This is a genomic window from Fannyhessea sp. C0108B2 (genome assembly GCF_056583915.1).
This window is the reverse complement of record NZ_JBWPJQ010000006.1, coordinates 1-24,589: the sequence shown is the minus strand read 5'-3', so window position 1 is coordinate 24,589 and position 24,589 is coordinate 1. Positions and strand designations below refer to the sequence as shown.

Below are 24,589 nucleotides of genomic sequence, written 5' to 3'. Positions count from 1 at the left end.
TTAAAAGGTGTAAACTATCTATAGATATAGCTTAGTAAATGTAGTCCTTCGGTGTATAACGAAATATGTCGTGTATTACATGCTACTTGTGTTGTAATATGGAGTCCCGTAGGAATTATTATTCGTAAATTTCAGGTATACGGGAAGGCAAAAATCATTATGACAAAGCATATATTTGTAACCGGTGGTGTGGTTTCATCATTAGGAAAGGGCATTACTGCTGCTTCCTTAGGAAGACTTTTGAAGTCTCGCGGTTATAAAGTGATGATGCAAAAAGCAGATCCGTATTTAAATGTAGACCCTGGTACTATGAGCCCATTTCAGCACGGTGAAGTTTTTGTTACCGAAGACGGCAAAGAAACCGACCTTGACCTTGGTCATTACGAGCGTTTCATTGATGAAAACCTTACCGCTAATTCCAATTTTACAACTGGCGTCATTTATCAGTCACTTATATCACGCGAACGCGCTGGTGACTTTTTGGGGGGAACGGTTCAGGTTATTCCTCATGTTACTAATGAGATTAAAGAACGTTTTAAGCGCATCGAAGAGCAAACTCAAGCTGATGTTGTTATCACCGAGCTCGGAGGAACTATAGGTGATATAGAAGGACAGTCTTTTGTTGAAGCTATTCGTCAATTTAGAAAAGAAAAAGGACCAGGTCAAACACTTGTTATTCATGTAAGTTTGGTTCCTTATATTTCTGCTGCTCACGAAGTTAAAACTAAGCCTACTCAACACTCGGTTAAAGAGCTTCGCTCCATGGGTGTACAACCCGATTTAATTGTATGTCGTGGAGATCACGAGATAAACGCTGCTATTCGTGCTAAGATTGCGCATTTTTGTGACGTTGATGAGGATTGCGTTTTTGAAAATTCCGATTGTCCGTCTATTTATCAAGTTCCTATGCATTTAGCAAAACAACACTTTGACGAAAAAGTATGCGAAAAATTAGGTCTTGAAGTTCGCGAAAGCCATATGGAAGCGTGGAACGACTTTACCCGCGCCATGGAAAAGGCAAATGCCCATAAAGATACAACCGAGATTAAAGTAGTTGGAAAATATACGCAACTACCCGATGCATATCTTTCGGTTATCGAGGCATTGCACCATTCGGGCGTGTATTTTGGTCGCCATGTTAATATTACGCTTATCGACGGAGAAGAGCTTGATGCTTCTAACCTCGACGAAGTTTTTGAAGATGCAGATGGTATTTTGGTTCCTGGTGGTTTTGGACGCCGTGGTGTAGAAGGAAAGATTCTTTCTGCTCAACTTGCGCGTGAACGTAAGATTCCGTACTTGGGAGTTTGTCTTGGATTGCAAGTTGCTGTTTCTGAGTTTGCTCGCCACGTTTGCCATCTTGAAGATGCAAATTCGTCTGAATTTAATCCTCAAACGTCTCATCCTGTTATCGACCTTATGGCATCGCAAGAAGAGGTCACCGATAAAGGTGGTACCATGCGTTTAGGCACCTATCCTTGCAAGGTATTAGGTCCTTTGGCACGTGAGGCTTACGGTCAAGAGTTGGTATACGAGCGTCACCGTCATCGTTATGAAGTCAATAATGCATATCGTAAACAACTGGTAGATGCTGGCCTTATTATTGCTGGTCTTTCGCCTGATGATCGTTTGGTAGAAATGGTTGAATTGCCCGAAAACGTTCACCCATGGTTTGTTGCAAGTCAGGCACATCCAGAGTTTAAGAGCCGTCCAACTAATCCTGCACCGTTGTTTAGAGAGTTTGTTCGTGCCTCTATTGCTCGTCACGAAGGTGTTGAGCGCACAAGTGTGGTAGCTCCTCGCGACATGAATTAAACAAAAAGCTCAAGTGCATCTGCACTTGAGTTTTTTTGCACCGTGCACATGTTTTCGTTTTTATGTTTTGTGTTTTATGCTTTGTGTCTTGTGCCTTGTGCTTTGTACTTGTGCTTTGTACTTGTGCTTTGTACCATACCTTTTTATTGCCGTGCTTTTGTGTGTGAGCTGATACCTATGGATACTTTTGACACCATTAAAGAAGAATATCTTAACTACGTGCTTATCGAGCGCGGCTATTCGGTGCATACACTACATTCGTATAATCACGATTTAACATTGTATCTTGCTTTTCTTCGATCTCATGGTATTAAGGAGCCAGCAGCTGTTACGCGCGAGATCATTGAAGCGTATATTGCACATCTTTTCCATGAGGACATGTCTTCTTCTACGGTTCAACGTGCTGTTTCATCAATTAAAGGTTTTCATAAATTTATGGTTGTTGAGCAAATTTGTGAAAATCATCCAACCACCAATTTAAAACTTCCCAAAAAATCGTTTCATTTGCCCGATGTGCTCACTCAAGATCAAATTATCCATCTGTTAGACGATCCGTTTAAGCCGACTCTTTTGCCAGCCCCAAAACTTACAGCTCGAAAAGCACTTTCGCTGAAACCACAAGCATGTTTTTATCGCGATAAAGCAATATTAGAAATGCTTTATGGCTGTGGTCTTCGCGTTTCGGAACTGTGCGGTCTTAATCAAGGCGATGTTTTGGTTTCAGATGAGCTGGTGCGCGTGTTTGGAAAGGGCTCTAAAGAGCGCCTGGTTCCATGCTTGGGAACGGCGCTTGAAAGCTATAAAAATTATTGCGCCAAGTGGCGTGCTCTTTTAGCATGCGGCACTAAAACAACAGACGCAGTTTTTTTAAGCGTACGCGGTACCCGTATTTCTCGTCAGGCGGTGTTTGCACTGGTAGAGCGCTATGGTAGGTACGTTGGCATTAAGGGTTTACATCCTCATACCTTGCGCCACAGTTATGCCACGCATATGCTCGAAGGTGGCATGAATTTGCGTATTGTTCAAGAGCTCTTGGGACATGCATCTATTTCTACAACGCAGCTCTATACACATATTGATTTAACGCATATTCGTAGTGAATATATGGCGGCTCATCCACGCGCGCGGATAAAATAGTCAAAAAACTCTCATGCCTCAGCATTTACACCTCTGAGCTGTAGGTCCATAAAAAACACATATAAAATTCATAGTAAATAGTACAAGATTTCTCATAATCTGCAAATGATTGTGTGCACAAACATGTGTACCCCCTATATATCCAAAAATGCCTCACCTTTTAGATGGGTTTAATCGGTTTTTGTCATAAAAATCAAATTGTGTGTCAAAAAATGTAACAAAGTGTTGCGAAGTGTTAAGGAAGTGCGTATAGTTGAAAGCGTAATCCGCGGGAGAGTTATCTCTAAAGGTTGAAAGGAGGATCACATGTATTTGACTGGTACCTACAAACATACGCTTGATGCCAAGTCACGCATTATGCTTCCTTCTGCTTTTAGAAAACAACTAGGCGAGACTGTTTGTCTTGTTCCTCTCAACGATTGCATTTACGGTTTTACTCCTGAAAGCCATCGCGCGTGGATAGAGAGTTTTTTCCCCGGAGGAATCAACCCTCGTAACAGAAAAGACGTCGCTCTACGTGCAGGTCTTTTATCGCGTACACTCACGCTCGAATTAGACGGTGCAGGTCGTCTTGCATTGGGCAAGCTTGATGCAAGCCGTCTTAGTGCATGCAATATCGAGCGCGAGGTTGCCATCGTAGGCGTTGATGATCATTTTGAAATTTGGAATGCTTCCAAATTTGAAGATCAGACAAAAGCATTTGATGACAATCTTGAGAGCTTGATGTTTGAAGACTAGGTCGTAAGGATATGAGCAGTTTGACATCTGAATATCGGCATGTTCCCGTGATGCTCACCGAGGTAGAACAGGCGCTATCGCTTAAACCTGGTGATGTTATCTGTGATTGCACCCTTGGCGGTGCTGGTCACACGGTAGCTTTGGCACAACACGTTGCGCCTGATGGTTTATCACTTGGTATAGACCAAGACGACGCGGCTCTTAAAGCTGCATCTGCGCGCATGGATCGTCTTGCGCCTTGCGTAACGTATAAGTTTTTAAAGGGCAATTTTTCTCAGCTCGACAACTTATTAGTGCAAGCGCAGGTAATAGGCGTTGATGCTTTTTTGTTCGATCTTGGTGTTTCGTCACCGCAGCTCGACGTGGCCGAAAGGGGCTTTTCGTATCACGAAGATGCTCCGCTTGATATGCGTATGGATCCGAGGAATAACACTTTAACTGCAGCAGAGGTCATACAAACCTATAACGAAGCCGACCTCACTCGGATTTTACGAAGCTATGGTGATGAAAAGTTTGCCGCGCGTATTGCTCGCGTCATTGTAGAGCAGCGCAAACTTTCGCCCATTCGAACGACCTTAGAATTAGTTGAAGTTATCAAGCGCGCAATTCCTGCCGCGGCACGACGTCATGGAAAGCATCCGGCACGTAAAACGTTTCAGGCGCTTCGTATTGAAGTAAACCATGAGCTTGACGTGCTAGAAACAGGACTTAAGCAGGCAATTCGCTGGCTTAATCCAGGCGGAAGAATTTGCATCATTGCCTATCATTCGCTTGAAGATAAGCTAGTAAAACACATTTTGAGTGAATACGCACAAGGTTGTGTGTGTCCTGCCGATTTTCCCGTGTGTGTATGTGGACGTAAGCCGGTATTGGATATTCTTACGAAAAAACCGCTTGTTGCAACACCTTACGAGGTTGAGCGCAATCCTCGTGCTCGCAGTGCGCTTCTGCGCGCGGCACAGCGCACAACATATCTGTAAGTAGGTGATTGCCCGCGTGTGCGCGCAAGCGTATACGCATATGCAGATGACCTTTATGGTATGTGCTGCAGGAACTTAAAACGAAGCAGTAAACGAACTACAAACAAAAAACGAACTACTCACGCACTACGTGCAGCACAATTTAGAAGGGGTTTTCATGGGGTACCGAGACAATGTCGCAGTTGATTATGAGGCTTTAAGCCCCGAGCGACAAGCTCGTGTGGCGCCTAGGCTCCGTCCGTCATTTGGAGTTGTAGAAGGTGGAGGTCTTGACGCTTCCGTTCGTCGTGGCGTAAGCCTGCAATTCCTCTTTAACGTAAAAGTTGTAATAAGCATTGTGATGCTTTTTGTGGCAATCGGTTTTGTGCGCGTTGCCCTTTTGAGTGCCTCTGTTTCTGCACTTCAACACAATAAAGTGCTTACCTCAACAATTGAGCAAGCGCAAATGCAGAACAGTGAACTAAAGGTTGAGCGTTCTATTCTGGCTAATTCTAATCGTATCGGAAGAATTGCAACGCAAAGCTACGGTATGGTGTTGCCCGAGAAAGTGGACACCATAAACATCGCCGAGCCTTCTTCAGATGTAAGCGAGAATTCTCAACAATAGTGGAAATATTCACCAAAAATTATGTGTGCTTGCAGACAATCTTGTATCATAGAATGTACTCTTATGTTTATTTCTTTGTTGGAATACATAGATAAATTTAGTACGGCTAATTTCTAGTATGTAAGGTATGTTATGAGATCCGGACGTGATTTTGTACGAGGTGCATCGTATGACGAAAGACGCTCATCAGCTCAAGCGTCTGCTCATACTTATAATGATGCCTATTTTTCGAGAACTACCTTTAAACTTGTTGCAATTTTTGTCTTTTTTACCTGTTGTGTAGTAGCGCGTCTTGTATGGCTGCAAGTAGTTGATGCTCAACGGCTTACTCATATGGCGCAAACGCAGCGCACTAATGTGGTAAAGCTTTTTGCTCGACGCGGCACGATTTACGATCGAAATGGTAATGTGCTTGCCATTAGTCGTGAATGTAAAACGCTTTATTGTAATCCTCAACAGGTTAAAGATCCAAGTGGCGCGGCACACATTATTGCCGATGTGCTTGGCGGTTCTGCTGATGATTATGTAGATTCGCTTAATGGCAACACAACGTTTTCTTATGTTGCTAAAAAAATTAGTAACGAAGATGCAAAAACAATCAAAAAGCGTCTTGCAGATGCAAAGATCGAAGGCGTTTTTCTCCTTCCCGATATTAAACGTGAATATCCTTATGGTAGTGTTGCTGGACAGGTTTTAGGTATGGTTGGCGCCGATGGTGATGGTTTATCGGGTCTTGAGCTTTACTATAACGATACACTTAAAGGTACAGACGGTGAGATGATTTTTGAAGCAGGCGCACAAGGAACGCCTATTGCGGGGGATCACCCTCACGTTGTTCCTGCTCAACATGGAAACGATATTGTTATTTCTCTAGACATTAATATCCAGAAAAAAGCAGAAGATGTTATAGCACAAGGAATTAAAGATTATCACGCAAAATCGGGTTCTGTTGTTGCAACCGATCCGCAAAATGGTGAAATATTGGCTATGTGTTCAACACCTTTGTTTAATCCTACTGATGCCAATGATATTGCTGAGGGTTCGCTTAATCTAAAATCTGTTTCATCGTTATACGAGCCGGGTTCAATTTTTAAGATTCTCACTATGTCTATTGGTTTGGATAGTAAAAAGATTTCGCCTACTCAAATTTTTGATATACCTGCATCCATAAAATCGGGTTCTGATACCGTTACGGATGACGATCACCGCCGCGTAGCTGCATATATGGACATTCGCGAAATTTTACGTCGATCTTCTAATGTTGGTTCGTCCTATGTTGCACAAAACTATATTGGCTCTGACACCTTTGCCGCTGGTTTGGATAACTTTTTAATAGGTCAGCCAACTGGCATTGATTATCCTGGTGAAATAAAGGGTCTGGTAAAGCGTCGAACAGAATACGACGGCGCCTCACTTGGAACAATGGCTTTTGGACAGTCGCTTGCAATTCCTCAGATACAGATGGTACAAGCAGTAGGTTCTGTTGCAAATGGGGGAACTTTGTATACACCGCACTTTTTATTGAGCACGGCAGGTGAAGAGGCAAATTGGCCAGCAAAGGGCACGTCTATTTCCAAGGGAACTGCAGATATCATGACTGATTATCTACAAACCGTTGTCAAGGAAGGTACCGCAAGAAAAGCGCAGGTACCTGGTTATGATATTGCTGGTAAAACAGGTACGGGTGAGCAGGCATCACCTAACGGTGGATATATTCATGACAGTTTTATGAGTTCTCTTATTGGTTATGCACCGGCGAAATCCCCCAAAATTTTATTGTATGTAGGCCTTGATGGAACGCCGCATTTGGGCGCAACATCTTCGGCATATCTGTTTTCTGAAATTATGAGGGAAGCGCTAACCGATTTAAATATTTCCGAGCAAAAATAACCATAGTCAATTACTATAGATAAGGTATAAGTAAAAAATTTACCGTACTATTTTATGCTCAACGTAAATGGATAGGATAAAAATTGCAGGAAGACTGTGCAATCCATCCTTTTGCGGCTCAACAAAAGAAGGTACTATGATAACGTGTACGACAGATGAAATCGTGGAAGTCACGCGTGCGTATGTATGTAGTCATGCAGAAGTCACGAGTATAAGCAGCGTCACGATCGATTCTAGAACTGTTGCGCCACAAGGTATGTTTGTGGCGTTTCGCGGTGAAAAAACGGATGGTAATTTATATGCCGCATCTGCTATACGAGCAGGTGCTGCATGCGTTGTTCTAACCTCTGAGGCTCCTGAAGAGCTTGTAGATCTTGCGTCCGAACATTCGTGCTTGCTCTTGCGCGCTGCTTATGACGACGCACAAGAATTTTTGCTCGACCTTGCTACGTTTTGGAGAGATCAAAACACTTCGTGGGTAGTTGTAGGAGTTACCGGATCGTGTGGAAAAACTACCACAAAAGATATGCTTATAACAGCACTTTCAACCACATTTCGCACGTATGGAACAAAAGGAAATCTCAATAATCTTATTGGGCTTCCGCTTACCATTCTTAATGTTCCCTCAGACGCCGAAGTTATTGTAGCCGAGATGGGCATGAATCATCAAGGCGAGATTGCACGCATGTCTTTTGTTGCAAAGCCTACGATTTCTATCATTACCAATATTGGTACCAGTCATTTAGGCCTTTTGGGTTCGCGCAAAGCAATTGCTGAGGCCAAAGCAGAAATTATAGGGCCGATGTGTCCGCAGAGATCGCGTCGTTTGCGTCCAGAACTTATTTTGCATGACACGGATGATTTTACGCAATTTATCTCCGAAGCTTATGCTCAACCAGCAGATGTTGCAGTTTCTTTGGTGGGAGAAACCTCAGATTCGGCTATTAACATTATGTATGTCGATTTAGACGAAGTGGGCAAAGCTTCGACAAGCTTAATCTGTTCAGATGGATGTGTACGCGATTTGACCCTTCCTGAGGCTGGTCGTGCATCCGTTATGGATGCAGCTTTTACCTTGCGTGTCTGTGAAATACTTGGCGTCTCATACGATAAAGCAATTGCAGCGCTTGAGAATATGCAGCAGGTACATATGCGTATGGAAGAAATAAAAAAACCTCATACGCCGCTTATTATTGACGATAGCTATAATGCTGCTCCTGCAAGTATTGCACAGGCCTTAAAGACGCTTGAACATTGTGAGTGCGCTGGTAGACGCATTGCAATGCTTGGCGAAGTTGGCGAGCTGGGTATTCATGCTCGTCGTTTACATGGCTATATTGGCGCATATGTTGCTGCATGTAAGGTGGATTTGATTATCTTTGTTGGTGGCGAAAATGCACGCGAGATGAGAGAAGCTGCTTCTACTATGGGCTATCCTGCGCTGCATATGATATATGTAAAAGATGTTGACGAAGCTCTTAAAGAAGTGAAACCTTTGTTGACCGAAGATGATGTTATTTTGGTAAAAGCATCTAGAAGTGCTCAGTTAGATAAATTTGTGAAAGGAGTGAGCGCTTCATGCTAGGAAATCCTATGTACCCCACATATCAGGTCTTCTTAGCTGTGGGGATAGCTGCTTGTATGGCAGCATGTTTAATGCCACTGTTCATTCGTCTTATGAAGATAGAAGGTTTTGGACAACAAATTAGAGCCTATGGTCCCAAGGGTCACTTAGTTAAGCAGGGAACTCCTACTATGGGTGGCGTCGTTATTTTATGTTCCATTCTCATTACGTCTGTTTTGTTATCAGGTTGGTCGATGCGAGCTTCTTTGGCTATGTTTGCTCTGTTTGCAACGGGTTTGTTGGGATTTTTAGACGATATGGAGTCGGTTTCTCATCAACGCTCACTTGGACTTACTGCATCGCAGAAAATGCTTGGCTTGGTTATTATTTGCATTGTTTTTTGTCTTGCAGCAGTTAATTTCTGTGATGTTTCGCCTGTTATTTCATTTCCGGGTCACTTTTCACTCGATTTGGGTGTGCTTTCTACTACGTTTACTATTCAAGGCACGCTCATAAGTGTCCCATGGCTTTATTTGGTATTTGTCTTTTTACTTATGGCTGGTATGTCAAACGCCACCAATTTAACCGATGGTCTTGACGGCTTGGCTGGTGGATGCTCTCTTGTGGTTATGCTTTGTATGTCTATGGTTGCATTTTTATGCAATGAGGTTGATTTAGCTATTTTTGCTGCGTCAATTGCGGGCGCTTGCATTGGATTTTTGTGGCATAACTGTTATCCAGCGTCCATTTTTATGGGCGATACAGGATCGCTTGCACTTGGCGGTGCGCTTGCAGCGTTAGCGGTTCTTACCAAAACCGAAGTTATATCTCTCATAATGGGTGGTTTGTTTGTTATCGAAGCTATTTCGGTCATTATTCAAGTAGTTAGTTTTCATTTTTTCAAAAAACGTGTATTTCTCATGGCTCCCATTCATCATCATTTTGAAAAGCTTGGGTGGGGAGAAACCAAGGTAGTTATACGTTTTTGGATTGTTTCGTCTGCGTTTGCTGCACTTGGATTTGCACTGTATTTTCAGCTTCGTTAAGTGCTCATAGGGGGATAAAAAACTATGTTGGATGTCGTGCAGCCCAAGTCGTTGGGTTCTGTTTGTATTCTTGGTGCTGGAAAAACTGGTTTGGTGGTTGCGGCTTACTTATGCGCACACCCTGGATATGCTTCAAAGCTCGTGTTGTATACCGGAAGCACTCATATGCCTTCATCGCCTCAGTTGGATCATCTCGCTCAACAAGGGCTTAGCATTGTTGCTTCTGAGCAGGTAACAGAAGATTTTGATCTATGCATTGCATCACCTGGAATTCCTCCACATGCTCTTTTGTATACCTCAGCATGTGCGCATTGTCGCGAAGTAATTGGCGAGCCCGAATTTGCGTGGCGTTGTCGTCCACAAAGGTGGGTAGCAATTACCGGAACAAATGGTAAAACTACCACAACAACCCTTATTGATCACATGATTCGCGCCGATCATAAGCAAGCCTGTGCGGTTGGTAATATTGGTCGTGCTTGTTTAGGCGAAGTGGATCATCATCTAGCTGATACATGGTTTGTGGCAGAATTATCAAGCTTTCAGCTTGCCGAAACAAATCTGCTTCATCCGCACGCCGCAATTTTACTTAACATTACACCTGATCATATTGAATGGCATGGATCGATGCAGGCATATGCTGCAGCTAAAGAACGTATTTTTGCAAATCTTACCACAGATGATTTGGCTATAATTTCTCGTGATGACCTGTATTGTAAGGCTATTTATAGTCGTCTTGTTGAGCGAGGATTAAACCCTGTCTGCATAGATACCTCGCAGGATCCCAAAACTTTGCAGGCAGCATATTGTAGTAATTCCATGCTTTACGTTCGCTTAAATGGTACTACTACGCCTCTTATCAAAACATCAGAAGCCGCACTTAAAGGCATCCATAATATACAAAATATGCTTGCCGCCGCCGCGCTTGCCTTATTTATTGGGGTATCAGTTGACGCCATTCGTCAGGTTTTACAAACGTTTACCACGCTTGAACATCGTCTTGAATATGTTGCAACGGTACATGGCGTTTCATTTGTCAACGATTCCAAGGCCACCAATACCGACTCGGTTGAAAAAGCACTTACTGCATTTCCAAATGGATCAACAATTGTTTTATTGGGTGGTCATGATAAACAAACCGATTTAAGTTCGCTTGTTCATCAAGTTGTGCGAAAATGTAAAGGTGCCATATGTTTTGGAGAAGCAGGGCAGCGGATCTATCATGAGCTTGTATCGGTACAGCATGCACAAGGAGCGCCTGATACACATGATGTATCTGACACGTGCAACGTTACAACTACAACTGCGTTGCCATTTGTGACGTGCGTTCCACATCTGCGCGATGCATTCGATTGCGCTGTTGCACATGCAAAGCCACATACAACCGTTTTACTTTCTCCTGCGTGCTCTTCGTTTGATGAATTTCATAATATGGAAGAGCGTGGCACATATTTCAAAAAACTTGTCCACGAATTGCGTGCGACATCTGATAACGAGAAATTGAGTTAAGGTGCAAAGAACAAACGAATCCGCTCGGCGTCGCAAACGTGCATATACCAAAAGAGGCGCATCAGCAGACCGATCTCATCCTCAAGATCACGTGCAAACTTCACGCGTACGCCTTGACCGCCGCGCGCAAGCACACGTTAGCGCTGAGGCAGGTAAAACACGCAGTCCACAGCTGAGCTTTGCCGATAAGCTCAGAAGCGTTCCTGCACGTTTTATGCAGCCACGCATTTTATTTGTAACTGCGGTTGCTATTTTAACAGCCATAGGAATTCTTATGGTGTTTTCTGCATCGTCTATTGTGGCGCTTACTAATAGCGTGCAGGGCAATAATCCTGCATTCTATTTGTTCCGTCAGTCGATATTTTTAGTAATTGCGCTCATTCTTGCTTTTGTGATTTCGCGTGTTGATTATCATCTTTTGATTTTTCAGCTTTTACCAGCAATTGCTTGTATTGTCTTTGGTTTGCTTTTGATGATTTTTGTTCCTGCAATCGGCCACGGTTCGGGAGGTGCGTCGCGTTGGATTTCTCTTGCCGGCTTTACGCTTCAGCCGTCAGAGTTCGCAAAATTTGTTCTCATCCTTATTTTTGTGCGTTTAACCGTAGATTATGCCTACAAAAAATATGATATGTACGCCTATGTTAAACAGCTCGTTTTGTTTATAGGTATTCCTATGATCTTTATCCTTTTTCAGCCCGATAAAGGAACAACCTTGGTTCTTTGTTGCACGTTTATTATTACGGCGTTATATGCAGGGATTTCTGGTCATTCGTGTCTTGCGCTTATTGGTTTAGGTATAGTGGGATTTATTGGTCTTTCGCTTAAAGACGAATATTCTAAGCTACGCCTTTTAGGAATGTTGGATCCGTGGAAAAGCCCTGATAAATTTGGTTACCAGCTTATTCAGGGATTTTATGCCTTTGCACATGGTGGCCTTTTTGGCGTAGGCGTTGGAATGGGAAAACAAAAATACGGCTATTTACCTATGGCATATAACGACTTCATTTTCTCTGTTATTGGCGAAGAATTAGGCCTTGTAGGTGCACTTGTTGTGCTATGTTGCTTTGGGATTATCTTATATGCTGGTCTTAGAATTGCCGAGCATGCTCCCGATTTACACGGCCAACTCATAGTTATTGCTTGTACGTTTTTGTTTGTGGTTCAAACGTTATTGAATATTACAGGCGTGTTGGGTCTATTTCCGCTTTCTGGTAAACCAATTCCGTTTGTTTCCTATGGTGGTTCATCCATTATTTCAAGCTTTATGCTGGTAGGACTTATACTTTCTGTTTCAAGAGCTTCGCATCTTCCAACAACTTCTTACGATCGTGCTCGCGCTGATCTCAGCCTTGCACCCGATTTCTTGGTGGATGCTCCAAAGACTGCTTCATCAGAACAAGGACGTGTGCAACAATTATCCTATCGACAAAAATTTGGTCAAAAGAATATGCACGACGAACATATGCATATAACTACCAATGCACGTGGGTTTCAGCGCATTAGCATTGCTCCAAGCGCACGTGAGCGTTTAAGAAATGATTCATCACGAAGGAGTGATAGACGTGGCAGATAAATTATATGTTGCTCTTGCCGCGGGTGGTACTGCAGGACATATTAATCCTGCTCTTGCTCTTGCAGAAGAATTACGCGCGCGTGGACACCGCGTGGTATTTGTAGGACAGCCTACACGACTTGAAGCTACCTTGGTTCCAGCAGCTGGCTTTGACTTTATCCCTATTCGTGTAAACGGATTTAATCGACGTCATCCCTGGACGCTTGCAAGTGCGCTGTGGCATATCTATCGAGCAGAGCATGTGCTAGCTACGTATTTTAAGCACGATACGCCAGATGTTTGCGTAGGCTTTGGCGCATATGTTGAGCTTGCGCTTGTTTCGTGGTGTAAAAAACATACAGTTCCTTTGATTATTCACGAGCAAAACAGCATTGCTGGGCTTGCGAATAAGCTTTCTGCGCGTTATGCAAAAAGTGTCTGCGTTTCATTTCCTGCTGCTATTGATGCATTTAAGGGTAAAGTTGGCGCTGATACACAAATTGTTGTAACGGGCAATCCTGTACGATCAAGCGTTTTGCATGCTGATAGTACACGCGCACGTGCCACCTATCATATTCCAGAAGATGCGCTTCTTTTGGTTATTTTTGGTGGATCTTTGGGCGCTAAGCATCTTAACGAACAGATTGCCGCACGAAAAGCCGAGCTTTTGGCTCATGATAATCTTTATATTATCCACGCTACTGGAAAAGCTGATTATGAGCAAACATGTGCTGCACTTAATTTAACTGAAGAAGAGCAAAAACGCTGGCATGTTCTTGAGTATATTAACGATATGGGCGAAGTTCTTGCCGCTTGCGATGTGGTTGTTTCTCGTGCAGGCGCATCTTCTATTGCCGAGCTTGCCGCCCTTGCAAAGCCTTCTATTTTAGTTCCGTATCCTTTGGCAACAGCCGATCATCAAACAATCAATGCTCGTGGTTTGGTAGATGCAGGCGCCGCTTTTATGGTTTGTGATAACGATCTGGACAGCACATACTTTACCGACCGGCTTAATTCGCTGCTTGAAAGTGAAAGTTTGCGCCAATCCTTAACCCTTGCCGCACGAGGACTTGCGCAAGATAAAGCCGCCTGTGCTCTTGCTGATCAGGTGCAGCGCGCAGCAGGGATGTAAGTTGGATCACGCTTACTGGCTTTAGATGATATGTCATCTATATACAAAAGTGTATGCTTAGAAAAAAATATGCCTATAATACGGTAAAATTACGTGAACGCACGCAATAACAAAGGAAGAAAACCTATGATTACACCAAGTTCATCAATCAAACGCGCACATTTTATCGGGATTGGTGGTGCTGGTATGAGCGGAATAGCGCTTGTACTGCACGAACGGGGGTGCTTTGTAAGTGGCTCAGATCTCAAAATGTCGTCGTATGTTCGTGGTTTGCAAAACGCTGGCATTGATGTGCACATTGGTCATCATGCTCAAACAATTGATGAAGTTGAGCCTGAGGTTGTAGTTATTTCATCGGCTATTCCTGCTACAAATTCCGAGGTTGTACGTGCTCGTGAGCTCAACATTCCTGTGTGGCCTCGTGCAAAAATGCTGTCGTATTTATCTCACCATGCAACAACGGTTGCCATTGCAGGTACGCATGGCAAAACAACCACCTCATCAATGGTTGCAACCATGCTTGATCATGTAGGTAAAGACCCTTCATTTTTAATTGGTGGAATCGTTGAAGAATACAAAACCAATGGTAAAAATGGTAACGGTGGCTATTTTGTGTGCGAAGCTGATGAGTCTGACGGTTCTTTTTTGTATCTTCACCCCAATGTGGTTGTTATTACCAACATCGAAGCCGACCATTTAGATCATTATAAAACTATGAACAACCTCGAACATACGTTTTGTGAGTTTATGGATTTGGTGGGCGATGCTGGTACCATTATTGTGTGCGGCGAAAATCCCCACTGTGTAGAGCTTGCGCGCTCAACGCATCGACGTGTTGTTACGTATGGTTTTGATGAGTCTTGTGATTACGTTTGCAAACAAACTGTTCAAACTCACAAGATTCGTAATAATTTTGACATTAGCGTGCCAGATGGCTCACAGTTTTCAATAAGTTTACCTGCTAATCCAGGAAAACATAACGTTTTAAATGCTACAGCAGCTCTGGCGGTTGCAGATGTTTTGGGCATTAACTTACAACATGCGGCGCAAGCATTGAGCAATTTTAAGGGCGCGCATCGTCGTTTTACGCATGTAGGTGATATCGACGATATATGTGTGGTTGATGATTATGGACATCATCCAACCGAAATAAAAGCAACGCTCGCTGCTGCTAAAAACCTCCAATTTAATCGCATTGTTTGCGTATTTCAGCCGCATCGGTATAGCCGTACGCAAAATTTGCAAGACGAATTTGCTCATGCGTTTGAAAACGCTGATGTTTTGATAGTAACTGAGGTTTTCTCTGCAGGTGAAACTCCTATTCCTGGTGTAAATGGCATGATGCTCGCCGAAAAAATTCAGGCTTCAACAAAGCATTGCAATGTAACATTTGTGTCTCAAAAGAAAGACGTTGTTGCGCATTTACTTTCTATTGCGCGTCCTCACGATTTGATTATTACACAAGGTGCTGGCGACGTAACGGTAATAGGTCCGGCATTTATCAAAGCAAAGCAAGAGCAAGACGCAAACGGAAAGTAGTTGAGATACGTGTCTGATAGGGTTCAAAGAAAACCAACGCCGCGTTCAAAAAAGCCGCGTTCACTTGCGTCTTCTCGCACGTCAACTACTTCAACTTCTGAGGGTAGGCGCAGTTTTTCAAAGGGATCTGGTTTGGTTTCTCACAAAACCTTTTTCACTCGTATTGCTTCTAGATTTATATCATCTTCTAAGCGCACAACAGGTGCTACTGCATCATCGGACGCTTTAGGTTCGGATTCTTCGGTTCCTTCCTTTTTGACTTCGTCTGCTTCCAATAGGGCAGGTCAAATACCGCGCACTCGGGGATCACGCGCGTCAGTTGCTTCTGCAAGCAAGCCGTTTAACTTGTTGTCATGGCTGCGCAGCTTAAGTATTCACCATATAATTCATCTTTTCAGTGCGCTTGTTGCTCTCTTGGTTGTTATAGGTATAGGCTATTTTGTTCTTTTACATGTGCCAATTTGTACGATTACTTCTGTTGTAGCTCATGATTCTGAGCACGTTTCTGCACAAGATATAGCTCAGCTTGCACAGATAGAGGACGGGACAACGCTTTTTAATCTCGACGAAAAGAAAATCGCAGACAGAATCAAGAAAAATCCTTGGGTTTCACAGGTTCATTTTACGCGGAAGTTTCCTGCTTCATTGGACATTTCTGTTGATGAAAAAGCGATCGATGCCTACGTTTTAATTGGTTCAAGCAATGTTGTGTGGACCCTTGGCAATGATAATGTATGGATTGAGCCTATCTCGCTTCCTAAATCAGATGATAATATTTCGCTTAAAGAGAAGACGCTTACTAAAGCTCACGAAGCAGGTACCGTTGCGTTTTGTGACTTGCCAGCAAGCGTAAATCCGCAGCCAGGTGCTGCTGCAACCGATGAAACGATTGCTATGATTCAGTCGTATCGTCATCAGTTTTCACCTGAATTTTCGCAAATGGTAGCAAGTTATAGCGCTCCAACCCCTGAAAGCATAACGTTGACCCTTACTTCAGGTGTAGAAGTCTCGGTTGGTAGTGCAACACAAGTACCCACCAAAGAGCGCATTATCCGCGAAATTTTAAGTAAATACGAGGGGAAACTTACCTATATTAACGTGCGTGTTCCATCCAAGCCGTCATATCGCATGGTACAATCGGACAGCGTAAAACAAGGTCGAGGCGTTAACTCCTAAGCGTATCGCATACGTACACTATATATTTCAGTATCGCATGGATGTATTTATATTGCTGGTTCCTATGTTTTAAGTTTCTTGTTGCATAATAATTGTGCACGTAATACGCATCTAAGGTAGCGCCTATGTGCATAAACCCTCAACTCTCAAGTAAACTTTCTGTATCGGCGTCTTTATTTTCTAATCGTTTTACCTGCACGCTTCATCTAACGTACATATATGTTGACAAAGCGATTTTAAGTGTGCAATTATAACGCGCTTGATATAAACACTGTATGTTAACAAGAGGTTTAGACTTTAGTATGCAGCATACGTTATGTCACGCACTAACTTGTCTATGTTTAACTCATGGCAATAACAAGGAGGAACCATGCAAGACACTGATATTTCAAGTAACTACCTTGCTGTTATTAAGGTTGTAGGCGTTGGCGGTGGCGGTACAAATGCAGTTAACCGCATGATCGAAGAAGGTATTCGCGGAGTAGAGTTTGTAGCCGTTAATACCGATGCACAGGCTTTGGCAATTTCTGATGCCGACATCAAAGTTCACATTGGCCAAGATATTACGCGTGGCCTTGGCGCAGGTGCAAACCCTGAGGTAGGAGCCGAAGCTGCTGAGGACTCTCACGATGAAATTAAGCAGGCATTAGCAGGCGCCGATATGGTATTTATTACCGCAGGCGAAGGCGGCGGAACTGGTACAGGCGCAGCCCCTGTTGTTGCTGATATCGCAAAAAATGATATTGGTGCTCTAACCGTTGGTGTTGTAACCAAGCCCTTTACCTTTGAGGGTCGTCCTCGTGCAAATCGCGCTATCGATGGTATTCAAGCACTTTCTGATAATGTTGATGCGCTTATCGTAATTCCTAACGATCGTTTGCTAGACGTTTCCGAGAAAAAGACCTCATTTATTGACGCTTTCCGTATGGCAGATGATGTTTTATGTCAAGGTACGCAAGGTATCACCGATCTTATTACCGTACCTGGACTTATTAACCTCGACTTTGCCGACGTTTGCACCACCATGCGCGGTGCTGGTACGGCAACTATGGGCGTTGGTTTAGCGTCAGGCGATAATCGTGCAGTTGACGCTGCGGAAGAGGCAATTTCTTCTCGTTTGCTTGAAAGCTCTATTGACGGCGCAACACGCGTTTTGCTCTCTATTGCAGGTAATAAAGACTTAGGCATCCAAGAGATTAACGATGCTGCCGATTTTGTAGCTAACGCGGTTGATCCCGAAGCAAATATTATCTTTGGTACCGTTGTTGACGAATCTTTGGGCGACCAAGTTCGCGTGACCGTTATTGCAACTGGTTTTAAAGATGTTAACTCGGCTCAAACTATGCCTACACTTACCATGGGTTCTCGTACGCAGACCTCTTCACGTCAAAAGCCTGCTGCTTCTACTCGTACGTCTGCGCCGGCTCCTGCTCCGTCGCGTAACGCTTCTAATAACGACAAAGAATTTGACATTCCCGAATTCTTAAAACACTCCCGTTTGTAAAAAGGGGAAGCGTTTATGGCATTAGCTCAGTTGGTTCGTCATACCTCTCAAGGCGTTACACTGCTTGAGGATCAAAATCACCCTTATGGTGTGCACCTTGCTTTTACCGAAAGAACAGGTGGATGCTCTAAGGGTTGGTATGAGTCGCTGAATTTAGGCAGCAGAACGGGTGACGATATGGCTCATGTCAGCGAAAATCGTCTTCGTGTTCTTAAAGCCATGGGTGCTGAGCAGATGTGTTCGCGTCTTTTGGTTCCTCATCAAGTGCACGGTACGTCTGTTGTATGTGTGCGTTCGTGGAGCGAACAAGAAAGTGCGCGTATTAGACGTGATATTGCACAGGGTTGCGATGCAATTATCTGTAGCGTTCCAGACGTTGCTGTTATGCTGGCTTTTGCCGATTGTGTTCCTTTAATTTTTGTTGCGCGTACTGCTTTTGCCGTTGCTCATTCAGGTTGGCGCGGTACGCGTGCACGCATTGCGCGTGTTGTTCTTCATAAACTCTGCGAACAGGCACATTGCGGGCCTCAAGACGTTTTGGTGTATGTGGGTCCACATATAGCAGCTGCAGATTACGAAGTATCTTCAGAGCTCATTGCAGACTTTGTAACCGAGTTTGGTGATCAGGTTAAAATGGGTACGCGCAATCTTAATATGTATGCAGCTATAAAAGCTACGCTTTTAGAAGATGGTGTTGCGCCTGAGCATATATGTAATGCTGGTGTTTCCACCTATTCTCATGTTGATCGCTTTTTCTCGTATCGTAAAGAGCATGGAAAATGCGGTAGACATGCAGCGTGCGCCTATTTAGAACAACCCAAGTGAACGAGGCAAGTTTCAATTATGACGCTTGAAAATTGTGAACAACATACAGCTCACAGCCGTGCACAAGACGTTTTGGCAGAAGATGCGTATACCGCTTTTTTGCGTGAGCGAAAAGCATATTTAAGTGAACGCATAACAAATGCTGTGCAAAAATCTGGCCGTAGTTTAGATGACATACAGCTTTGTGCTGTTTCAAAAACGGTTGATGTGCCTGAAATTTTAGCAGCATCGCGCGCTGGCTATACGCTTTTCGGCGAAAATAGACCACAAGCACTTCGTGATAAAGTATCAGCACTTACTTCAGCTATCCAACAAGGCACGCTGCGCTTTGATATGATTGGCAATTTGCAACTTAACAAGATCAATATGGTTTTAGATAATTGTTGTCGCATACAATCGGTTTCATCATTGGAACTTGCGCGCGCGCTTAATAAACATGCATGTACAAAGGGCTTACATGTTTCTTGTTTGCTTGAGATTAATGTAGTGGGCGAGCTTTCTAAATCGGGCTTTTCAAGCAAAGACTTATACGAATGTCTTGATGAGCTTATGAGCATGGAGCACATTCATATTGAAGGCTTAATGAATATGGCTCCTCGCAATGACCCCGACACTGCTCGTCGATCATTTGCTGGACTTTTTGCGCTGCGCGAAGCATTGAGAGCGCAAACAGGGCTTGAGCTTTCTACGCTTTCATGTGGCATGAGCGACGATTTTGAAATTGCGCTTGAAGAAGGTTCAACACTTATTAGATTAGGTAGGATTGTGTTTGATAAAAACTACAAGGTTACCGCATAGCGTGTAACTTTGTAAACATGAAAAAGGTATGCTCCATTAGTGGAGAAAGGTGGATATACCATGAGTTTATTTGACGAACTAAAAGATAGAATTAGAACTATTCGCACCGGGCATGACATGGATAACATCGATGATTATTACGACGATGAGGCAGAGGCTGCCCGTCGTGAAAATTCATCGGGCGTGTTGGGCAATACGCGTCGTCCCGAGGCCGAAAGCGTAAACGTTTTTACTCGTTCGGGTAGGCCACTTTCGCAGGCTCCTCGCGCCGATTATTATAATGGACAAAGAATGCGTACATCTCAGGAAAGCTATGCCGGTAATACTTCTGCGTATGCAGGACAAGATAGGTATTATCCTGCAGATCAAACAACGCAGATGCCCGAGACGCACGCTTACTCTCAAACTGCGCATTCGGTGCTTGGCAATACAACGGGTGGAAAAACGCCAGGTGACTTGGGTCTTCGTTCCATTCCTCGTCCGCAAACCTCGGGTCAGCTTCCTCCCTATATTTTAAAGCCTGCGTCTTATGACGATGTTCAGATGGTTGTGCGTCGTGTTCGTACGAATCAGCCGGTTGTTTTGGTATTTAAGAACACCAATATCGAAACTGCTAAGCGTATTCTCGATTTTTGTTTAGGTCTTACCTGCGGTATTTCAGGCCGTGTTGACGAAGTATCAGATCGTGTGTTTGTGGTACTTCCTCAAGGTGTTGAGATCTCAAAAGATGAGATCCTTAAGTTGATTTCTCAAAGCACGATGTCGCGATAATGGAATAGTGCAGGTATATTCATTGATAGATCAAAACATTCATACTTCTAGCAGCACTGATAGAGACACTCATACCAGTGCACCAACAGAAAACGTTGCGCGCAACCAGGCTGCGACCGCAACCAGCAATCAAAAAGCCGCACAGCCTTCTCCTTGCTCTGTTGCGCTTATTGGTGCGGGCGCTATGGGATCTTCTATAGCTTCTGCACTGCTTGATAGTCAGGTTGTGCAGCCCCATAATTTAGCAATTGCCGATATAAATGCGTCTGCGCTTGATGCATTTGAACAAAGAGGCGCACACGTTTATACAAACGCGGCTGATATGCTCAAGTCTTCTTATGATTGCGTTATTGTAGCTATAAAGCCTCAAGTATTAACGCAGGTTATAAGCCCGCTTGCGCCCTCGCTTGCTCAAAAACTTGTGGTAAGTATTGCTGCTGGTGTATCGCTTGATACGCTTTCAAAACTTTTACCGCAAGCTCGTTTGGTACGCGTTATGCCTAATATTTGCGTTAAATCTTTAAGCGGAGCGTGCGCTGTATGTCCTGACGTATCGGCTACGCACGAAGATGCGTCTTTGGTGCACAACATGTTTTCTGCATTTGGTTGCGCCTACCTTATGAGCGAGCAACAACTCGACGTTGCAGGCGTTATCTCGGGATGTGGACCGGCATTTTTTGCACTTATGATAGATGCTGTTGTTCGCAGTGGTGTTGAATGGGGTATTCCAGCTCATGTGTGTCGTGATTTAGCCCTCTACACGATGCAAGGTACCGCGCGTCAACTGTTAGATGAGCATGTTCATCCTCGTCAATTTATGGAACGCGTTACATCGCCAGCAGGTACCACGGCTCAAGGCTTGCGCTTTATGGAAGGCGGTCTTATGGATGCTGTTTCGTGTGGTGTTGACGCTGCAATGAAGAAAACATACCAGCTCAAGGAGCACTAATGGGATATCATTCATTCATGATTGTGTACATACTCGACCAGCTTATAGAAGTGTATTCATGGCTTATCATTATATCGGCGCTCATGTCGTGGGTACCAATTATGTCGCGTAGTCAAAATTCGCTTCTAAGTGATATAGCCGAGGTTTTGCGCAAAATTACGGAGCCGTACTTGCAACTTTTTCGTAAATTTATGCCTTCGTTGGGCGGTGTGGATTTTTCGCCCGTTATTGCACTATTAGTTCTACAAATTGTTAAAGATTTAATTCTAAAGGTTTATAATTAGGTTATACTAAAAAAGCATGGATAAGTTGCTTAATACCTGATATGATGATTGTATCTTTGTACATCATTGGCATAGTTGAAAGGGAACAAAGATGGCCATTACTCCAGCTGATATAGAACATATGACGTTCTCAGAGGATAAAAAACACGGTTACAATACTGATGAGGTTGATAACTTCTTAGATCAGCTTTCTGTTGAAGTAGACGCAATGCTCAAGAAAATTGCCGATCTTAAAGGTCGTCTTACCAATTCCGAGCAGCAGCTTGCAGCAAGTCAAGCACAGCTTGCAAGCCTTAAGCAACAACAAGCTTCGCATGTTGAAGCACCTGTTGCCCCAGAGTCGCCCACTATTTCTGCCTCTGAAAAGCAAATTTCACAAGTCCTTATTGTTGCTCAACAAAGCGCCGATAAGCTCTTAGCCGAGGCTCGTACCAATGCAGACGCTATTCGCAACGAGGCCGATCAAAAAGCACGCGAGGTTATTCGTCAGGCATTGGCAGAAAAGCAAACCGAGCTTGATGAGATCGATCGTCTTAAGCAATCTCGCGAAAGCTTCCGCGGTGCGTATAAAAAGATGTTGCAGCACTTTATCGACGATGCTGATTCTGTATTTCCTCAAAAGGATGCTTCCACCGAAGACGCTTTGAATGCATTGGATAAAAACGCACAAGCGGTTCAGTCTTTAAACCAGGATGTTTCTAAGTCCGCAGTTGCGCTCTCAGGAGATTTTTCCGACTTAGATTAGAAATCTTAAGTTCGTTATAAATGTTATGCCATAAGAGTAAAGCGAAATCATTTTGCTTTACTCTTACGTATAGATAGTCAACAACACTATGCTTATCATGAAAAGGTTAGTGAACAAGTATCACGTAAACGCGCTGTACGTAAGCGCTTTTATTAATTTTTTTTAGGTTAGGATGTGTTTTGAAGAAACTAGTATCTAGTAAAGCGCATAAGCACATGGCGTCACAGCGTACTTTTGCACCCATGCATATTGCTTGCAGTGCAATTACATTAGGATTATGTCTTACGGGAGCTTCGATTGGCGCATCATATGCCTATGCCGCGCCAGTTCACAAGCCCTTTATGCAATCTAATGCTCAAACGCGTACTCTGCCCGATGCGCACGATTTACAGCGTACCGTAAACGCTCATAACACTTCTGGTGAAGCCTTTGACAGAGCTGCTCAACAACAGACTTCTGATACATCCAAGACACGCTCAACAACGTTACCAGGTGCATCACAAGAGCTCAATAATGCTTCTGCCGTTTTAGATGCTTCAGATGCGCAAACTTCAGAACAGCCCCTTGTAAAGCACCTTAAAGCTTCCGATCGTGCAGCACAAGATGTTAGCAAGAACGATCTTTTGAAAAACAACGTAGCAGATTCATCTCAAGAACAACACTCGCGCGAGGCGCTTACTTCAGTGGTGCGTAGCGCCGCAAATTCTTATGATGTTCCTTTTGCTTTACACTATAAGTCATTTCCTTCAGAAATGACTTATTTTCAAAAGTGGGAGAGTGGCCGCAATTACGATCATGGCTTTGGAGCGGGCGATTCGTATAACGCGCTTGGCGCGTATCAGTTTGATCGTCGTTATGGTCTCGAAACGTTTATGAAGCAAGTATACAATTACGATCCTCAAACGTTCAAAATGCTTGCTACCGTAGGCGAAAAATACAACTGGGATTTTTCGACGCCCGATGTTTTTGATAAAAATACCTCAACATTTACGCAATTTGGAAATGATCTTAATCAAGCCTGGCACAGCGCGTACGCGGCTTCGCCCGATACATTCTCACGCCTGCAAGATTACTATGCCTATCACAATTATTATGCAGGATCAGATGGTGTAAAGAAGAGTCTCTCCTTTTTTGGTATTAACGCAGATGAACGCTCAGATAGCTTTAAGAGCTTAGTTTGGGGTATGGCTAACCTTTTTGGAAAAGGTGGCGGTATTTCAAGCCTTAATGCAGGTCATTATTGGGGTTGTAATAAATTCTTCAAGCGCGCCAATATCAACAATTCTATGAATGATGCGCAATTGATTGCTGCAATTTGTGATGCTGTTATAGATAATGTAAAAAATATTTACTCTGATAAGCAGATATATTGGCAGGGTTACATTAACCGATACACCGACGAAAAAGCTCATTATCTAGGATTTAGTATTGGGTCTTGGCAGCTGGATTCACATGGATGGTATTACGTAGATTCTACGGGCAGAACTGCAAAAGGTTGGTTTAACGCCATAAATGGCAGACGTTGGTACGCGGATCCGTCAACTGGTTATGCTATTTTCGGCGATTGTGCTGTTCGTGGACGTCATTATTGGATAGATAGTAATATTGGTCTTCTGTATAACTCTTGGGCAAAAGATGCACAAGGTAATTGGCTTCGTACCGATGGTAACGGCTGTCTTGTTACAGATTGGTATTTTTCGCCTAGTGGTAAATGGTTCTACTTTAATAAAGACAGCTACAGGATGGTAGTCGGTAAACTAATCGATGATAATAAAGACTACTGGCTTGATGAGAATGTAGGTCTTCTGTATAACTCTTGGATAAAAACAAAAGATGGTTCGTGGATGCGTACCAATGACAAGGGCATTCTGGTAACAGGCTGGTATCAAACCGTATATAACGGTAGGTGGTGGTACTTTAACCAAGATCATAAGATGGTAACAGGCAAAGTTACCGATGATAATAAAGACTACTGGCTTGATGAGAATGTAGGTCTTCTGTATAACTCTTGGATAAAAACAAAAGATGGTT

The 24,589-nt window shown here is 43.5% G+C and carries 21 protein-coding genes; all 21 read left to right on the top strand.

The features are described from left to right. Positions 1–159: 159 nt before the first annotated feature. On the top strand, positions 160–1,815 hold the full coding sequence (locus tag AC1DBT_RS03985; protein ID WP_048596914.1) for a CTP synthase: 1,656 nt from the start codon (positions 160–162) through the stop codon (positions 1,813–1,815). 177 nt (positions 1,816–1,992) lie between these two features. Next, positions 1,993–2,952 carry a tyrosine recombinase gene (locus AC1DBT_RS03980; protein ID WP_480018684.1) on the top strand — a complete coding sequence of 320 codons (960 nt, stop codon included), beginning with the start codon at positions 1,993–1,995 and terminating at the stop codon, positions 2,950–2,952. 306 nt (positions 2,953–3,258) lie between these two features. Then, positions 3,259–3,690 carry a division/cell wall cluster transcriptional repressor MraZ gene (locus tag AC1DBT_RS03975; protein ID WP_480018683.1) on the top strand — a complete coding sequence of 144 codons (432 nt, stop codon included), beginning with the start codon at positions 3,259–3,261 and terminating at the stop codon, positions 3,688–3,690. A 20-nt stretch (positions 3,691–3,710) separates the two neighbouring features. Beyond that, complete coding sequence (gene rsmH / locus AC1DBT_RS03970) at positions 3,711–4,670, top strand: 16S rRNA (cytosine(1402)-N(4))-methyltransferase RsmH (RefSeq protein WP_480018744.1); 960 nt, start codon at positions 3,711–3,713, stop codon at positions 4,668–4,670. A gap of 157 nt (positions 4,671–4,827) precedes the next feature. Beyond that, the gene (locus AC1DBT_RS03965) at positions 4,828–5,277 is read left to right on the top strand and encodes a cell division protein FtsL (RefSeq protein WP_480018682.1); all 450 of its coding nucleotides are present in this window, start codon (positions 4,828–4,830) and stop codon (positions 5,275–5,277) included. A gap of 132 nt (positions 5,278–5,409) precedes the next feature. Further along, positions 5,410–7,167 carry a peptidoglycan D,D-transpeptidase FtsI family protein gene (locus AC1DBT_RS03960; RefSeq protein ID WP_480018681.1) on the top strand — a complete coding sequence of 586 codons (1,758 nt, stop codon included), beginning with the start codon at positions 5,410–5,412 and terminating at the stop codon, positions 7,165–7,167. Positions 7,168–7,303: 136 nt separating this feature from the next. Further along, on the top strand, positions 7,304–8,752 hold the full coding sequence (locus AC1DBT_RS03955) for a UDP-N-acetylmuramoyl-tripeptide--D-alanyl-D-alanine ligase (protein ID WP_480018680.1): 1,449 nt from the start codon (positions 7,304–7,306) through the stop codon (positions 8,750–8,752). Further along, complete coding sequence (mraY, locus tag AC1DBT_RS03950) at positions 8,746–9,777, top strand: phospho-N-acetylmuramoyl-pentapeptide-transferase (protein WP_480018679.1); 1,032 nt, start codon at positions 8,746–8,748, stop codon at positions 9,775–9,777. Before AC1DBT_RS03955 ends, mraY begins: the two co-directional genes overlap by 7 nt. Positions 9,778–9,801: 24 nt before the next feature. Continuing rightward, on the top strand, positions 9,802–11,283 hold the full coding sequence (gene murD, locus AC1DBT_RS03945) for a UDP-N-acetylmuramoyl-L-alanine--D-glutamate ligase (RefSeq protein WP_480018678.1): 1,482 nt from the start codon (positions 9,802–9,804) through the stop codon (positions 11,281–11,283). A 1-nt stretch (position 11,284) separates the two neighbouring features. Beyond that, positions 11,285–12,856, top strand: a complete 1,572-nt coding sequence (locus tag AC1DBT_RS03940) for an FtsW/RodA/SpoVE family cell cycle protein (RefSeq protein WP_480018677.1) — start codon at positions 11,285–11,287, stop codon at positions 12,854–12,856. Further along, positions 12,846–13,967, top strand: a complete 1,122-nt coding sequence (gene murG, locus AC1DBT_RS03935; protein ID WP_480018676.1) for an undecaprenyldiphospho-muramoylpentapeptide beta-N-acetylglucosaminyltransferase — start codon at positions 12,846–12,848, stop codon at positions 13,965–13,967. The genes AC1DBT_RS03940 and murG overlap by 11 nt, the downstream gene beginning before the upstream one ends. A gap of 126 nt (positions 13,968–14,093) precedes the next feature. Then, the gene (murC, locus tag AC1DBT_RS03930) at positions 14,094–15,506 is read left to right on the top strand and encodes a UDP-N-acetylmuramate--L-alanine ligase (RefSeq protein ID WP_480018675.1); all 1,413 of its coding nucleotides are present in this window, start codon (positions 14,094–14,096) and stop codon (positions 15,504–15,506) included. Between the two features lie 9 nt (positions 15,507–15,515). Beyond that, complete coding sequence (locus AC1DBT_RS03925; RefSeq protein WP_480018674.1) at positions 15,516–16,682, top strand: cell division protein FtsQ/DivIB; 1,167 nt, start codon at positions 15,516–15,518, stop codon at positions 16,680–16,682. A gap of 370 nt (positions 16,683–17,052) precedes the next feature. Then, complete coding sequence (ftsZ, locus tag AC1DBT_RS03920) at positions 17,053–18,186, top strand: cell division protein FtsZ (RefSeq protein ID WP_006302644.1); 1,134 nt, start codon at positions 17,053–17,055, stop codon at positions 18,184–18,186. A gap of 15 nt (positions 18,187–18,201) precedes the next feature. Further along, positions 18,202–19,011, top strand: a complete 810-nt coding sequence (locus AC1DBT_RS03915; protein ID WP_061102910.1) for a purine nucleoside phosphorylase YfiH/LACC1 family protein — start codon at positions 18,202–18,204, stop codon at positions 19,009–19,011. Positions 19,012–19,029: 18 nt separating this feature from the next. Beyond that, positions 19,030–19,809 (top strand): YggS family pyridoxal phosphate-dependent enzyme, encoded by a 780-nt coding sequence (locus tag AC1DBT_RS03910; protein WP_480018673.1) that lies wholly within the window; start codon positions 19,030–19,032, stop codon positions 19,807–19,809. Positions 19,810–19,869: 60 nt separating this feature from the next. Next, entirely contained in the window at positions 19,870–20,580 is a 711-nt protein-coding gene (locus tag AC1DBT_RS03905; protein ID WP_480018672.1) for a cell division protein SepF, read from the top strand. A gap of 22 nt (positions 20,581–20,602) precedes the next feature. After that, the gene (proC, locus tag AC1DBT_RS03900; RefSeq protein WP_480018671.1) at positions 20,603–21,529 is read left to right on the top strand and encodes a pyrroline-5-carboxylate reductase; all 927 of its coding nucleotides are present in this window, start codon (positions 20,603–20,605) and stop codon (positions 21,527–21,529) included. After that, positions 21,529–21,813: a YggT family protein gene (locus AC1DBT_RS03895; RefSeq protein WP_480018670.1), complete on the top strand. Its 285-nt coding sequence runs from the start codon at positions 21,529–21,531 to the stop codon at positions 21,811–21,813. The genes proC and AC1DBT_RS03895 overlap by 1 nt, the downstream gene beginning before the upstream one ends. A 91-nt stretch (positions 21,814–21,904) precedes the next feature. After that, complete coding sequence (locus AC1DBT_RS03890) at positions 21,905–22,558, top strand: DivIVA domain-containing protein (RefSeq protein WP_480018669.1); 654 nt, start codon at positions 21,905–21,907, stop codon at positions 22,556–22,558. Positions 22,559–22,737: 179 nt separating this feature from the next. After that, positions 22,738–24,589, top strand: a 1,852-nt coding sequence (locus tag AC1DBT_RS03885) for an N-acetylmuramoyl-L-alanine amidase family protein (RefSeq protein WP_480018668.1), incomplete at its 3' end; no start/stop codon positions are given.

What these genes read in the sequence shown, in the direction of transcription:
- AC1DBT_RS03985 (WP_048596914.1), top strand. Translation starts at nt 160, where the DNA reads ATGACAAAGCATATATTTGTAACCGGTGGTGTGGTTTCATCATTAGGA.
- AC1DBT_RS03980 (WP_480018684.1), top strand. Translation starts at nt 1,993, where the DNA reads ATGGATACTTTTGACACCATTAAAGAAGAATATCTTAACTACGTGCTT.
- AC1DBT_RS03975 (WP_480018683.1), top strand. Translation starts at nt 3,259, where the DNA reads ATGTATTTGACTGGTACCTACAAACATACGCTTGATGCCAAGTCACGC.
- AC1DBT_RS03965 (WP_480018682.1), top strand. Translation starts at nt 4,828, where the DNA reads ATGGGGTACCGAGACAATGTCGCAGTTGATTATGAGGCTTTAAGCCCC.
- AC1DBT_RS03960 (WP_480018681.1), top strand. Translation starts at nt 5,410, where the DNA reads ATGAGATCCGGACGTGATTTTGTACGAGGTGCATCGTATGACGAAAGA.
- AC1DBT_RS03955 (WP_480018680.1), top strand. Translation starts at nt 7,304, where the DNA reads ATGATAACGTGTACGACAGATGAAATCGTGGAAGTCACGCGTGCGTAT.
- mraY (WP_480018679.1), top strand. Translation starts at nt 8,746, where the DNA reads ATGCTAGGAAATCCTATGTACCCCACATATCAGGTCTTCTTAGCTGTG.
- murD (WP_480018678.1), top strand. Translation starts at nt 9,802, where the DNA reads ATGTTGGATGTCGTGCAGCCCAAGTCGTTGGGTTCTGTTTGTATTCTT.
- murC (WP_480018675.1), top strand. Translation starts at nt 14,094, where the DNA reads ATGATTACACCAAGTTCATCAATCAAACGCGCACATTTTATCGGGATT.
- ftsZ (WP_006302644.1), top strand. Translation starts at nt 17,053, where the DNA reads ATGCAAGACACTGATATTTCAAGTAACTACCTTGCTGTTATTAAGGTT.
- AC1DBT_RS03915 (WP_061102910.1), top strand. Translation starts at nt 18,202, where the DNA reads ATGGCATTAGCTCAGTTGGTTCGTCATACCTCTCAAGGCGTTACACTG.
- AC1DBT_RS03910 (WP_480018673.1), top strand. Translation starts at nt 19,030, where the DNA reads ATGACGCTTGAAAATTGTGAACAACATACAGCTCACAGCCGTGCACAA.
- AC1DBT_RS03905 (WP_480018672.1), top strand. Translation starts at nt 19,870, where the DNA reads ATGAGTTTATTTGACGAACTAAAAGATAGAATTAGAACTATTCGCACC.
- AC1DBT_RS03895 (WP_480018670.1), top strand. Translation starts at nt 21,529, where the DNA reads ATGGGATATCATTCATTCATGATTGTGTACATACTCGACCAGCTTATA.
- AC1DBT_RS03890 (WP_480018669.1), top strand. Translation starts at nt 21,905, where the DNA reads ATGGCCATTACTCCAGCTGATATAGAACATATGACGTTCTCAGAGGAT.